The organism is Tepidiphilus sp. HLB4, assembly GCF_054823945.1.
The window spans coordinates 24931-38478 of sequence record NZ_JSYB01000006.1 but is presented as its reverse complement, the minus strand read 5'-3'; the positions used below and the strand labels follow the sequence as shown (position 1 = coordinate 38478).

The following is a 13548-nucleotide window of genomic DNA, read 5'->3' as shown; positions in this document are numbered from 1 at the left end:
TCGAAAACGCCTAAAATCAAAAGTTTCTCCTCGACCATCGCAAGCCCATGATTTTTCCTGAACGCTTCGACGTCATCGTCGTCGGCGGCGGCCACGCCGGGACCGAGGCGGCGCTGGCCGCGGCGCGGGCCGGCGCGCGCACCTTGCTGCTCACCCACAACCTCGACACGCTGGGGCAGATGAGCTGCAACCCGTCCATCGGCGGCATCGGCAAGGGGCATCTCGTCAAGGAGGTCGACGCGCTCGGCGGGGCGATGGCGCTCGCCACGGACGAGGCCGGCATCCAGTTCCGCATCCTCAACGCGAGCAAGGGGCCGGCGGTGCGCGCCACCCGCGCCCAGGCCGATCGCGTGCTCTACCGCAAGGCGATCCGCAAGCGCCTGGAGAACCAGCCCAACCTGTGGCTGTTCCAGCAGGCCGTCGACGACCTGCTGGTGCAGGGCGATCGCGTGCAGGGCGTCGTCACCCAGCTGGGCATCCGTTTCGAGGCTCCGGCCGTGGTGCTCACCACGGGCACGTTTCTGAACGGCCTCGTGCACGTGGGCCTGTCGCGCTACACGGCCGGGCGGGCGGGCGATCCGGCGTCCGTGTCGCTCGCGCAGCGGCTCGCCGAATTGGGATTGCCCAAGGGGCGTTTGAAGACCGGTACGCCGCCGCGGCTCGATGCGCGCACGATCGACTTCTCCTGCTGCACCGTGCAGGCGGGCGACGATCCCGAGCCGGTGTTCAGCTTCCTCGGCTCGCGCGCCATGCATCCGCCGCAGCGCCCTTGTTGGATCACGCGCACCAACGCGCGCACGCACGAGATCATCCGCCGCAACCTCGATCGCTCGCCCATGTACTCCGGCGTGATCGAGGGGGTGGGGCCGCGCTATTGTCCCTCGATCGAGGACAAGATCCACCGTTTCGCCGACAAGGACGGGCACAACGTCTTCCTCGAACCCGAAGGGCTGGAGACGAACGAGATCTATCCCAACGGGGTATCCACTTCGCTGCCCTTCGACGTGCAGATCGAGATGCTGCGCACCATCCCGGGGCTGGAGCGGGTGCACGTGCTGCGCCCAGGCTACGCCATCGAATACGACTACTACGATCCGCGCCACCTCAAGCACAGCCTCGAGACCAAGCATTTCCACGGGCTTTTCTTCGCCGGGCAGATCAACGGCACCACCGGCTACGAAGAAGCCGCCGCGCAGGGCTTGCTCGCCGGGGTCAATGCGGCGCGCTTCGTCTTCGGCCATGAGCCGTGGTGGCCGCGGCGCGACGAGGCCTATCTCGGCGTGCTCGTCGATGATCTCGTCATCAAGGGCGTGAGCGAACCCTACCGCATGTTCACCTCGCGCGCGGAGTTTCGCTTGCAACTGCGTGAGGACAACGCCGACCTGCGGCTCACCGAGATCGGGCGCCGGCTGGGGCTGGTCGATGATCTGCGCTGGACGGCGTTCTGCCGCAAACGCGAGGCAATCGAGCGCGAGACCACGCGTCTGCAGGCAAGTCGCGTCGTGCCGGCCCGGCTCTCGCCGGACGAGGCGCAGGCGTTCGCGCGCGTGCTGGGCGCGCCGCTCGAGCGCGAGGCGAGCTTCTTCGACCTGTTGCGCCGCCCCGGCGTGCGCTACGAGGAACTCATGACCCTGCCAGGGGCGCCGGAGCTGCCCGAGTGCGACCCGGCGGTGATCGAGCAGCTCGAGATCGCCGCCAAGTACCACGGCTACCTCGCGCGCCAGCACACCGAGGTCGAGCGGCTCAAGGCCGCCGAGGCGCTGCGCATTCCGCCGGGGATCGACTATTCCCGCATCCCGGGGCTGTCGCGCGAGATCCAGCAGAAACTCGCCCAGCACGCGCCCGAGACGCTGGGGCAGGCAAGTCGCATCCAGGGCGTGACCCCGGCGGCGATCGCCATCCTGCTCGTGTGGCTGCGCCGTGGCGAACCCGCGCCGCAGGTCGAAGTGGCGCCGGAGGGCATCGAGTGAGCCCTCGCGCTCCCTCGTCCCAGGACGAAGCCGCGGCGCGCGCCCTGCTCGAAGAGGGTGTCGCCGTGCTCGGGCTTTCCTTGCCTGCGACGACGCTGGAGGCGCTGTGGCGCTACGCTGGCCTACTGGTGAAGTGGAATCGCGTCTATAACCTCACGGCCATCACGCGGCTTGAGGAAGTGGTCACGCACCACCTGCTCGATGCGCTCGCCGTCTGGCCCTGGGTGCGGCAGGAAAGGGTGCTTGTCGACGTCGGCTCCGGCGCGGGACTACCGGGCATCGTGCTCGCGCTCGCGGCGCAGGCCGAGGGGCGGCCGCTCGAAGTGCATTCGCTCGATGCGGTGGCGAAGAAGATCGCCTTTCAGCGTCAGGTGGCGATCGAATTGGGACTGAAAGGCTTCCATCCCTGGCACGAACGCATCGAGCGCTGGCAGCCACCGGCGCCGATCTCGGGTATCATCTCGCGGGCATTCGCGCGCTTCGATGAATTCATCGCCCTCACACGCCACCTCCTGCCGCAAGGCGGACGCTGGTACGCCATGAAAGGACCGCGCCATGAAGAAGAGCTCGCCGGCTTGCCGGAAGATGTGGCGGTTCGGGTCGTACCGCTCGAAGTGCCGGGGCTTGCCGAGGCGCGCCATCTCGTGATCGGGGAATTTCGCTGATGGGCCACGTGTTTTGCATCGCCAACCAGAAAGGCGGGGTCGGCAAGACCACGACCAGCGTCAACCTTGCCGCGGCGCTCGCCCGGCGGGGGCACCGCGTGCTGCTCGTCGACCTCGACCCACAGGGGAACGCCACCATGGGCAGTGGCATCGACAAGCGCACGCTCGAGCGCTCCGTCTATCAGGTGCTGGTCGGGTTATCGGGCCTGGAAGAGGCAACGTTACGCTCCGAATCCGGCGGCTACGACGTACTGCCGGCCAATCGGGAACTGGCCGGCGCCGAAGTGGAGCTCGTCGACTTGCCTCGGCGTGAATTCCGCCTGCGCGATGCGCTCGCCGCCGCCCCTTCCACCTATGATTTCGTGCTCATCGATTGTCCGCCCTCGCTTTCCTTGCTCACGCTCAATGCGCTCACCTGCGCCCACGGCGTGATCATTCCGATGCAGTGCGAATACTACGCGCTGGAGGGCTTGTCGGATCTGGCCAACACCATCAAGCGCGTGCATGCGAACCTCAATCGGGACCTGCGCATCGTTGGGCTGCTGCGGGTGATGTTCGATCCGCGCGTGACGCTGCAGCAGCAGGTCTCGGAGGAAGTGCAGCGCCATTTCGGCGAGAAAGTCTTCGCGACGGTGATTCCGCGCAACGTGCGCCTGGCCGAGGCGCCGAGCCACGGTATGCCCGGGGTCGTCTTCGATCCCCGCTCTCGGGGCGCCCTCGCCTACCTCGAGTTCGCCGCCGAGCTGGAGCGGCGCCTGGGCGTGGCCGCTCCGCTCGCGGAGGCGCACTGATGGCAGCGGGCAAGCGCAAGGGGCTGGGGCGCGGGCTGGACGCACTGCTGGGCGCGCCGACGGCGGTGGAAGAGGCGCTGCGCAGCCTCGACATCGACTGCATCGACCCCGGCCGCTACCAGCCGCGCACGCGCATGGACCCTCAGGCGCTGGAAGAACTCGCCGCCTCGATCCGCGCCCAGGGCGTGATGCAGCCGCTGCTGGTGCGCCCCGTGGGCGAGCGCTACGAGCTCATCGCCGGCGAGCGGCGCTGGCGTGCCGCCCGCATGGCGGGTCTGCTGGAAGTGCCCTGTCTCGTGCGCGAGATCCCGGACGAGGCGGCGCTGGCGATGTCCCTCATCGAGAACCTCCAGCGTGAAGACCTCAACCCCATCGAAGAAGCTCAAGGGCTGCAGCGGCTCATCGACGAATTCGGCATGACCCACCAGCAGGCGGCCGAGGCCGTCGGGCGCAGCCGCTCGGCGGTCACCAACCTGCTGCGCCTGCTGCAACTGGCCGAGCCGGTGCGCGAGCTGCTGATGGAGGGGGCGCTCGAAATGGGCCACGCCCGGGCGCTGCTCGCGCTTGCCGTGCCGCAACAGGTGGAACTCGCCCGCCGCGCTGCGGCGCAGGGCTGGTCGGTGCGCCAGACCGAGCGCGCCGTGCAGGCGCTGCTTTCTCCGCCCGCGCCCAAACCCGAAGCGGTGAAAGACCCCGACTGGCGGCGGCTGGAAGAGGCGCTTTCCGAACACTTCGGCGCGCCAGTCCTCATCAAGCGCCGCCGCAACGGGCGCGGCACGCTCGAGATCTCCTTCGCCGACGACGACACGCTCGAGGGCCTGCTCGAACGCCTGGGCGTGCGGGCCTGAACGGTCAACCCGCCGCTTGCGCGGGGGGGCTGCCCATCTCGCGCAATTTGCGGTAGAGCGTGGCGCGGCTGATGCCCAGGCGCCTCGCCGCCGCCGTGCGGTTGCCGCGGCTTGCGACGAGCGCCCGCTCGATCGCGGCGCGTGACAGGGTTGCCAGTTCGAACGCTTCTTCCCCTGCGGGGGAAGTGAGCGGCGTCGTTCCGGGCGATCGTTTCAGCGCCGCCGCGAGCCCCTCGGGCAGCGCCTCCCAGCCGATCACCATTTCTTCCTCATCCACCAAGGCCGCGGCCACGCGCAGCACCTGCACCAGTTCCCGCACGTTGCCCGGCCAGGAATGGGCCGCGAACGCGGCGGCCACCTCGGGCGCGAGCCTCAGGTCCCGGTCCGGCGCGCAGGCGCGCAGGATGCGCTCCACCAGCACGGGTAGATCGCTGCGCTCGCGCAGCGGCGGCAAGGTGAGCGTCAGACCCGCCAGCCGATAGTAGAGATCGGCACGGAATCGCCCCGCCTCGACTTCTGCTGGCAGGTCGCGGTGTGTGGCCGCGATGAGCGCAAACTCGACGCGCACCGGTTTTCCGCCCAGAGGCACGACCTCCTTCGTCTCCAGCACCCGCAGCAGTCGCCCCTGCAGCGCGAGCGGCATGTCGCCGATCTCGTCGAGAAAGAGCGTGCCGCCGTGCGCCTCGCGGATGCGCCCGAGGCTCCCCTCGCGGCGCGCGCCGGTATAGGCGCCGGGGGCATAGCCGAAGAGCTCGGCCTCGATGAGCGCTTCCGGTAACGCGGCGCAATTGACTGCCACGAACGGTTTGTCGCGCCGCGGCGAGCTGCGATGGAGGGCTTGGGCGAAGAGTTCCTTCCCCACGCCGCTCTCGCCGCGCAGCAGGATGGGGATGTCCTTGTCGAGCACCCGACGGGCCTGGGCGATGACCCGGCGCAGCGCCTCGTCGCCGGTGTCGAGCTCGGCCAAGGCATCGTTGGCCGGTGCAGGATCGGCGCGGCGGATCACGACGCGCGCGCGGCGTCCTTCGAAGCGCGCATAGAGGGGATTGCCCTGCGGATCGTACAGCAGCACCGGTTCGTCGCCGCGCGGCACGGGGGCGGCGCGGCGGAAGAGCCGTTCCAGTGGCACCGCACCAAGCTCCTCGTGCCGTAGAGAAAAAAGGCGGCGGGCAGCGGAATTGGCTGCCACCACGCGACCGTCGTCGTCCACGCAGACGATGGCGTCATCGACGAAGCTGCCCAGGGCGTGCGCATCGCGATGCAAATGGATGCGCAGACCGCGGTGGCGGGCAACGATGGCGTGGTTCTCGATCAGGCGCACCGCCGTATCGACCAGGGCGCGGGTGTGTGGATGGTGGTCGTGCCAGTCGCAGGAGACGTCGAGCACCGCCACCAAGCGGCCAGTGCCGTCGAAGATGGGGGCGGCGGTGCAGGCGAGAAATTCGTTGCAGCTCAGATAATGCTCCGGCCCCAGCACCTCGACCGGAGCCCCTTCGGCGATCGCCGTACCCACGGCGTTGGTGCCGCGCACGCCTTCGTGCCAGATCGCACCGCGGGCCAGGTGGACCCGTTGCGCGCGTTCGAGGAAAGACGAATTTCCCTCCGCCTCTACGATCAAACCCTGTGTGTCGGCGACGACGAGTACGCTGCGACTCGTGTCGAAGCCGCCGAAAACACCCTCCAATACTGGACGGGCAAGCCGTAGCCATTCCTCGACCGACTGGCGAGCCTGCTCGAGGATGAGTGTTTCTACTACACCTTCTTCGGGAGGCAGGAGACGCTCGGCTGCTACATGGTGCTCACGGCAGCGTTTCCACGAGTGTAGGATGGGTGTCGCCAAGGGAAGGGCGGGAAGTTCACCTCGTTCGACAAAGATTCGCTTAGCTTGACGTACGGATTCTGGACAAACCCGGAATTCGATCTCCATTTCCTCCTCCACTATGTGAGACGGTGTCGCAGATTGCGACCCTGTATTTCGGTGTATCGTCTCGAATTGCGACACTTTTCCGTTTTTTGGCCCCGATACCCCTCTTCATGAGTGAAGTTACAGGGATGCGGTTTGCGGCATGTTTTTTGCTATATCAATTTCACCGATGGATCGATCCATCGGTATGATGAAAATTGTATCTCTATATTTTGAGAGGAGACTTCCATGAGTTTGGTGAATTATCTTCAACTGGCCGACCGCACCGATGGTTTCTTCATCCCTTCAGTGACCCTCGTTGGCCCTGGATGTGTCAAAGAAGTTGGGCCACGGGCCAAGATGCTGGGCGCGAAACGGGCGTTGATCGTCACCGACGCTGGGTTGCACAAGATGGGGTTGTCGCAGGAAATTGCCGACCTACTGCGCAGCGAGGGCATTGACAGTGTAATTTTCGCTGGTGCCGAACCCAATCCAACCGACATCAATGTTCATGATGGTGTAAAAGTTTATCAGAAAGAGAAGTGCGATTTCATCGTTTCCTTGGGTGGCGGATCCTCGCACGACTGTGCCAAAGGTATCGGTCTGGTCACCGCGGGGGGGGGGCATATCCGCGACTACGAAGGAGTCGACAAGTCCAAGGTGCCGATGACGCCGCTGATCGCCATCAACACCACTGCCGGTACCGCCTCGGAAATGACCCGCTTTTGCATCATCACCAATACCGATACCCACGTGAAAATGGCCATCGTCGACTGGCGCTGTACCCCGTTGGTAGCGATCGATGATCCTCGCTTGATGGTGAAGATGCCGCCTGCGCTTACCGCCGCCACGGGTATGGACGCTTTGACGCACGCGGTCGAGGCTTATGTTTCCACCGCCGCCACCCCCATCACCGATACTTGTGCCGAAAAGGCCATCGAACTCATCGGTCAATGGCTCCCCAAAGCGGTGGCCAACGGTGATTGGATGGAAGCGCGCGCCGCCATGTGCTATGCCCAGTATCTTGCCGGCATGGCGTTCAACAATGCCTCGCTCGGTTACGTCCATGCCATGGCGCACCAGCTCGGCGGTTTCTATAATCTGCCGCATGGTGTGTGCAATGCCATCCTACTGCCGCACGTCTGCCAGTTCAATCTCATCGCAGCCACTGAACGCTATGCCCGGATTGCCGCCTTGCTGGGTGTAGACACTTCAGGCATGGAGACGCGAGAGGCTGCCTTGGCGGCGATCGCTGCCATCAAGGAGCTTTCTTCATCCATTGGCATTCCCCGTGGTCTGAGTGAGCTGGGTGTGAAGGCGGCCGATCACAAGGTAATGGCCGAAAACGCCCAGAAGGATGCCTGCATGCTCACCAATCCGCGCAAAGCTACGTTGGAACAGGTGATCGGCATCTTCGAGGCGGCCATGTGACATCCTCCCTTTCGGAAGAGACGACTTGATGGAGGATTGAATTTATCTGTGCATGTGCTAATTTTATCTATACGCTGCCCATAGATGTGGCAACGAAATCATTGATCCACGAGGAGACGCGAAGATGACCTACCCTTTCCCCGGCGCTGCTGGTGCCCCGGTCCAGTTCAAGGCCAAGTACGACAACTTCATCGGTGGCAAATGGGTGCCGCCCGTCAAGGGGCAGTACTTCGACAACATCACGCCCATCACTGGCAAGGTGTTCTGCCAAGCGGCGCGCTCCACGGCCGAAGACATCGAGCTCGCGCTCGATGCCGCGCATGCCGCCAAGGAGAAATGGGGCAAGACCCCGCCGGCGCAACGCGCCCAGGTGTTGCTCGCGATTGCCGATCGGCTCGAGCAGAACCTGGAAAAACTCGCCTACGCCGAGACGGTGGACAACGGCAAGCCGATCCGCGAAACCCTTGCGGCCGACATTCCGCTCACCGTCGATCACTTCCGCTACTTCGCCGGCTGCATCCGCGCCCAAGAAGGGACGCTCTCCGAGATCGACGAAAATACCGTCGCCTACCACTTCCACGAGCCGCTGGGCGTGGTCGGTCAGATCATTCCCTGGAACTTCCCCATCCTGATGGCGGCCTGGAAACTCGCCCCGGCGCTGGCGGCTGGCAACTGCGTGGTGCTCAAGCCCGCCGAGCAGACGCCCGTGAGCATCATGGTGCTCATGGAGCTCATCGCCGACATCATTCCGCCGGGCGTGGTCAACGTCGTCAACGGCTTTGGTCTCGAGGCGGGCAAGCCCCTGGCCACCAGCCCGCGCATCGCCAAGATCGCCTTCACCGGCGAGACCACCACCGGCCGGCTCATCATGCAGTACGCCAGCCAGAACCTCATTCCGGTCACACTGGAGCTCGGCGGCAAATCGCCCAACATCTTCTTCGAGGACGTGGCCGCGGCCGACGACGACTTCTTCGACAAGGCGATCGAAGGCATGGTGCTCTTCGCCTTCAACCAAGGCGAAGTGTGCACCTGTCCTTCGCGCGCCCTCATCCAGGAGTCGATCTACGACAAATTCATGTCGCGCGCCCTGGAACGCGTCAAGGCGATCAAACAGGGCAACCCGCTCGATCCGACGACGATGATCGGCGCTCAGGCTTCCTCCGAGCAACTGGAGAAGATCCTCTCCTATCTCGACATCGGCAAGCAAGAGGGGGCGCAGTGCCTCATCGGCGGCGAACAGGCGAAACTGCCCGGAGAACTCGCCGGCGGCTACTACGTCAAGCCCACGATCTTCAAAGGGCACAACAAGATGCGCATCTTCCAGGAGGAGATCTTCGGCCCCGTGCTGGCGGTCACCACCTTCAAGGACGAAGCCGAGGCGCTCTCGATCGCCAACGACACGCTCTACGGCCTGGGCGCGGGCGTGTGGACGCGCGACGGCAGCCGGGCCTATCGCATGGGCCGCGGCATCCAAGCCGGTCGGGTGTGGACCAACTGCTACCACCTCTATCCGGCGCACGCGGCCTTCGGCGGTTACAAGCAGTCCGGCATCGGCCGTGAGAACCACAAGATGATGCTGGAGCATTATCAGCAGACGAAGAACCTACTGGTGAGCTACTCGCCGAAGAAACTCGGTTTCTTCTAATAGGGATGGGGGAGGGAAATTCCCTCCCTTCCATTCGATTGTGCTGGGTGCCAGGGGCATCCCCTGGCGCTTTTGTCTGGGAGGATACGATGGCTGCAGAAATGTCCACACAAACTGCATCCGAGGAACGCCCTCCGATGCAAGCACCGCCCCAAGTGATCGCCACGCCGGCCGCGCTCGAGCTCATCAAAAGGCTCCAGGAGAAGTACGGACCCGTGATGTTTCATCAATCCGGTGGCTGCTGCGACGGCTCTTCCCCCATGTGCTATCCGCAGGGGGAGTTCCTCGTCGGAGACAACGATGTGCTGCTCGGCGAGATCGGCGGGGCGCCGTTCTACATCAGCAAGCCGCAGTTCGAGTACTGGAAACACACGCAGCTCATCATCGACGTCGTGCCCGGCCGGGGCGGCATGTTCTCCCTGGAAAATGGCGAAGGAGTGCGCTTCCTCGTGCGTTCTCGGCTTTTTACTGATGAAGAATATGCCGCCTTGCAGGCGGCCGGCAAGGTGTGAGCCTCGTTGCTATGCAACAAATCTCCTTCGACCAGACCCTCTTGACCCCATGCTGAACTTCCTCTAGTATCTCCTTCATACGATAACAAACGTTCATCGCATCATCATTCGATATTGCGATGCAACAAAAGGAGGGAGGAGTGGCGACGACGGCCGAAGCCGCGCGCAGGGTCGCGCTGCGCTGTGAAAACGTCAATCGCTGGTTCGGTGGCCTGCATGCGCTCAAGGGCCCCGATCTGGCGATCTTCCAAGGCGAAATCTTTGGGTTGGTGGGGCCGAACGGCTCCGGTAAGACCACCCTTGTCAATACCGTCACGGGGTTTTATCCGCCGCAGAAAGGGCGGGTATTCCTGTTCGACGAACAGATCAACGGCCTGCCACCCTATCGCATCGCGCAAAAGGGCGTGGCGCGCACCTTCCAGAACGTCGCGCTCTTCCGCGGTCTCACCGTGCTCGACAACATCCTCGTGGGGCGCCACATCCACATGCGGCCGAGCGCACTCGCCACGCTCGGCTACTGGTGGTGGGCGAAGAAAGAGGAGGTGGCGCACCGCGCCAAGGTCGAGGATGTGATCGACCTCCTGCAGCTCGAAGACGTGCGCGACGAGCCCGTCGATGTCATCCCCCTGGGGCTGCAAAAGCGCGTCGAACTCGCCCGGGCGCTGGCCGCCGAGCCGCGGCTGCTGGTGCTCGACGAGCCCATGGCCGGCATGAACCAGGAAGAGAAAGAGTACATGGTGCGCTTCATCCTGGATGCGCACGAGGATCTCGGTCTCACCATCCTCATGATCGAGCACCACATGGACGTGGTCACCTCCATCTGCCACCGCGTGGCGGTGTTCAACGACGGCGTGAAGATCGCCGAAGGTGCGCCGCGCGAGACCATCAACGATCCGGCCGTCGTGGCCGCCTACATCGGAGCGAGCGATGCGGCCTGACGATCTGCCTCAAGCCCTGCCCTGGCGCCCCCACGACTGGCGCAAAGGGGACCACCTGCTTGCGCTGCTCGCCGCCAACGCCTCGAGCCATCCGGCCGAGATCGCCATGCGCGAGCGCGACCGCGGCATCTGGCGCGAATACACCTGGCAGGATTATCACGACACGGTGCTCGCCTTCGCCGCCGGCCTCGAAGCCCTTGGCGTGCGTCCCTTCGAGGTGGTACAGATCATCGGCGACAACCGGCCGGCGCTTTATTTCGCCATGGTTGCGTTGGGGGCCTTGCGCGCCATCGCCTCGCCGGCGTACCCCGACGCCACGCCGGACGAGATCGCTCTGCTTGCCGAGCGCGAAGACGTGCGCTGTGCCGTCGTCGAAGATCAGGAGCAGGTCGACAAGCTGCTGCAGCTGGAAAAAGAGCACGGCGAACGCTACCGGCTCATCGTCTACGACGACCCGCGCGGCCTGGCCGGCAAGATGCCCGAGCGCTTCGTTGCCTTCACCGACGTCGTCGCGCGTGGGCGCGAGCGGCTCGCCGCCGATCCCCTGTTGCGCCAGGCCCTGCTCGAGCGCCCCTCCGCGCACGACGTGGCCGTGCTGTTGCACTCTTCCGGTACCACCGGCACGCCCAAGGGGGTGCCGCTCAAGCACGGCCACGTGCTCTCGGCGGTGCGCAACGCCGCGCAGGCGGGCTATTTCCAGAATGGCGACGTGCACGTCGCCTACCTTCCCATGGCGTGGGTGGGCGACTACATCTTCTCCATCGGGGCGGCCTTCGCCCTGCGCTTCGCGGTGAACATCCCCGAGCGGCAGGAAACGGTGATCCGCGATCTGCGCGAGATCGCGCCCACCGTCTTCTTCTCCTCGCCGCGCGCCTGGGCCGGCATGATCACCCGCATCCAGGTGGGCATGGACGAATCCACGCCGCTCAAGCGCCGGCTCTACGAGCATTTCATGGCTTTCGCCATCGACCTCGAGCGACGGCGTCTGGCCGGAAGCCCGCCTTCGCTCGGTGCGCGGCTATGGCGGACGTTGGGCGAGTGGATGATCTATGGCCCGATCAAGGATCAGCTGGGGCTTGCCCGCGTGCGGCGCGCCTACACCGCCGGCGAGGCGATCGGCGAGGACGACTTCCTCTTTCTGCGCGCGCTCGGCGTTCCGCTGCGCCAGTTCTACGGCCAGACCGAGAACTGCGCCCTGTGCGCCGCTCAGTCGGCCGACGACGTCAAGCTACACACCGTCGGACGCCCTTTTCCCGGCGTGGAGGTAAAGATCGCCGACAGCGGCGAGATCCTCGTGCGCGGCGACAACGTCTTCGACGGCTATTACGACAACCCCAAGGCGAGCGAAGAGGCCCTCGAAGACGGCTGGCTGCACACGGGCGATGCCGGCTACTTCGAAGAGGACGGCTCGCTCGTCGTGCTCGGGCGCCTGTCGGAAGTCGCCTACACCGCCGCCGGCGAGCGCTACGTCGCCACCTACATCGAGAACCGCATCAAGTTCAGTCAGTACGTCAAGGACGTCTGCGTGGTCGGTGAGAACCGCCCCTTCCTCACCGCCATCGTCTGCATCGACCTCGAGGCGGTGGGGCATTGGGCGGAGGAGCACGGCGTGCCCTACACCTCCTATGCCGATCTGTCGCAGAAGCCCGAAGTTTACGATCTGGTCGCAAGGGTCATCGCGCACGTCAACAACGTGCTGCCGTCGGGGCTGCGCATCCGCCGCTTCGTCAACCTGCACAAACCCTTCGACCCGGACGACGGCGAAGTCACGCGCACGCGCAAGCTGCGCCGCAAGGTGATCTACGATCGCTATGCGCCCATCCTCGAGGCGCTCTACGACCCGGCGCGGCGCGAGATCGACTTCCAGGCGACGATCACCTACGAGACCGGCGAGACTGGCGTCATTGCCCGCCGTCTGCGGCTGTACGACGTCGCCCCGGCGCAGGGAGAGTGAGATGGATTTCTTGTTTCTGGCCGAACTCTTCGTCAATGGTCTGAGCACCGGGCTCATGTACAGCCTCGTGGCGCTGGGCATTACCTTGATCTACAAGGCGAGCGGCGTGCCCAACCTGGCGCAGGGGGCGATGGTGATGCTCTCGGGCTATCTCGTCTGGGCTGTGGTGAGCCTCCTTTCCTGGCCGCTGTGGCTGGCGATCGCGCTCGCGGTGGTGGGCATGTTCCTCTTCGGTCTGGCCACCGAGCGCTGGCTGCTGCGTCGCATGGTGGGCCAGCCGGTCATCATGATCGTCATGCTCACGCTCGGTCTGGACATCTTCCTGCGGGGTTTCGTGCCCGGACTGCTGGGTGCGGCGCCCAAGCGGCTCGACCTGGGCATCGGTCTTGCGCCCATCATCGTGGCCGACGTCTTCGTCAACCGCGCCTACCTCGTCGGGGCGATCGGTGCCATGGTGCTCATCGCCGCGGCCATGCTCTTTTTCCGCACCCGGCTCGGTACCAAGCTGCGCGCGGTCTCGGACGATCACGTCGCCAGCTGGGCCGTGGGTATCTCGGTGGAGCGCGCGATCGGCATCTCCTGGGGGATCGCCGGCGTGGCCGCCGTGGGGGCCGGCACCGTCTGGGGCTCGGTGCAGGGGGTGGACTGGACCCTGTCGGCACTGCTCTTTCCTGCCATCGCCGTGGTGATCCTGGGCGGCATCGACAGCCTGCTCGGCGTCTTCGTCGGCGGGCTGGTGGTCGGGGTGCTCGGCTCGGTGATTCCCGGCTATCTCGATCCCATCGTCGGCGGCGGTACGCGCGACGTCGTCACCTCCGTGCTGATCGTGCTCACCATCCTCTTCCGGCCCTATGGCATGTTCGGCCGCGAAGACATCGAGAGGGTCTGATC

11 protein-coding genes are annotated in these 13548 nt (G+C 65.2%); 10 read left to right on the top strand and 1 reads right to left on the bottom strand.

Annotated elements, in window-relative coordinates; genetic code table 11:
* Positions 1–47 precede the first annotated feature (47 nt).
* The 4 genes from mnmG to OA56_RS01225 are packed head-to-tail and all read left to right on the top strand — an operon-like array spanning position 48 to position 4274.
* Positions 48–1970, top strand: coding sequence for a tRNA uridine-5-carboxymethylaminomethyl(34) synthesis enzyme MnmG (gene mnmG, locus OA56_RS01240; protein WP_461583202.1), 1923 nt, complete (start codon positions 48–50; stop codon positions 1968–1970).
* Positions 1967–2635 carry a 16S rRNA (guanine(527)-N(7))-methyltransferase RsmG gene (gene rsmG, locus OA56_RS01235; protein WP_461583201.1) on the top strand — a complete coding sequence of 223 codons (669 nt, stop codon included), beginning with the start codon at positions 1967–1969 and terminating at the stop codon, positions 2633–2635. Before mnmG ends, rsmG begins: the two co-directional genes overlap by 4 nt.
* Complete coding sequence (locus OA56_RS01230) at positions 2635–3426, top strand: ParA family protein (protein WP_055423326.1); 792 nt, start codon at positions 2635–2637, stop codon at positions 3424–3426. Before rsmG ends, OA56_RS01230 begins: the two co-directional genes overlap by 1 nt.
* The gene (locus OA56_RS01225; RefSeq protein ID WP_461583200.1) at positions 3426–4274 is read left to right on the top strand and encodes a ParB/RepB/Spo0J family partition protein; all 849 of its coding nucleotides are present in this window, start codon (positions 3426–3428) and stop codon (positions 4272–4274) included. The genes OA56_RS01230 and OA56_RS01225 overlap by 1 nt, the downstream gene beginning before the upstream one ends.
* Before the next feature lie 4 nt (positions 4275–4278).
* Here OA56_RS01225 and OA56_RS01220 read toward each other — a convergent pair whose 3' ends face one another.
* Complete coding sequence (locus OA56_RS01220) at positions 4279–6114, bottom strand: sigma-54-dependent Fis family transcriptional regulator (protein WP_461583199.1); 1836 nt, start codon at positions 6112–6114, stop codon at positions 4279–4281.
* Positions 6115–6426: 312 nt separating this feature from the next.
* Here OA56_RS01220 and mdh point away from each other — a divergent pair, with 312 nt between their 5' ends.
* The 6 genes from mdh (at position 6427) to OA56_RS01190 (ending at position 13546) form a co-directional block, all read left to right on the top strand.
* Positions 6427–7608 (top strand): iron-dependent methanol dehydrogenase, encoded by a 1182-nt coding sequence (gene mdh, locus OA56_RS01215; RefSeq protein ID WP_461583198.1) that lies wholly within the window; start codon positions 6427–6429, stop codon positions 7606–7608.
* A gap of 124 nt (positions 7609–7732) precedes the next feature.
* Positions 7733–9253 (top strand): aldehyde dehydrogenase, encoded by a 1521-nt coding sequence (gene adh / locus OA56_RS01210; protein ID WP_461583197.1) that lies wholly within the window; start codon positions 7733–7735, stop codon positions 9251–9253.
* 137 nt (positions 9254–9390) lie between these two features.
* On the top strand, positions 9391–9765 hold the full coding sequence (locus tag OA56_RS01205; protein WP_055423322.1) for a DUF779 domain-containing protein: 375 nt from the start codon (positions 9391–9393) through the stop codon (positions 9763–9765).
* A 140-nt stretch (positions 9766–9905) separates the two neighbouring features.
* On the top strand, positions 9906–10703 hold the full coding sequence (locus OA56_RS01200) for an ABC transporter ATP-binding protein (RefSeq protein WP_461583196.1): 798 nt from the start codon (positions 9906–9908) through the stop codon (positions 10701–10703).
* Entirely contained in the window at positions 10693–12657 is a 1965-nt protein-coding gene (locus OA56_RS01195; protein WP_055423320.1) for an AMP-dependent synthetase/ligase, read from the top strand. The genes OA56_RS01200 and OA56_RS01195 overlap by 11 nt, the downstream gene beginning before the upstream one ends.
* Position 12658: 1 nt before the next feature.
* The gene (locus OA56_RS01190) at positions 12659–13546 is read left to right on the top strand and encodes a branched-chain amino acid ABC transporter permease (RefSeq protein WP_028875388.1); all 888 of its coding nucleotides are present in this window, start codon (positions 12659–12661) and stop codon (positions 13544–13546) included.
* Positions 13547–13548: the final 2 nt, after the last annotated feature.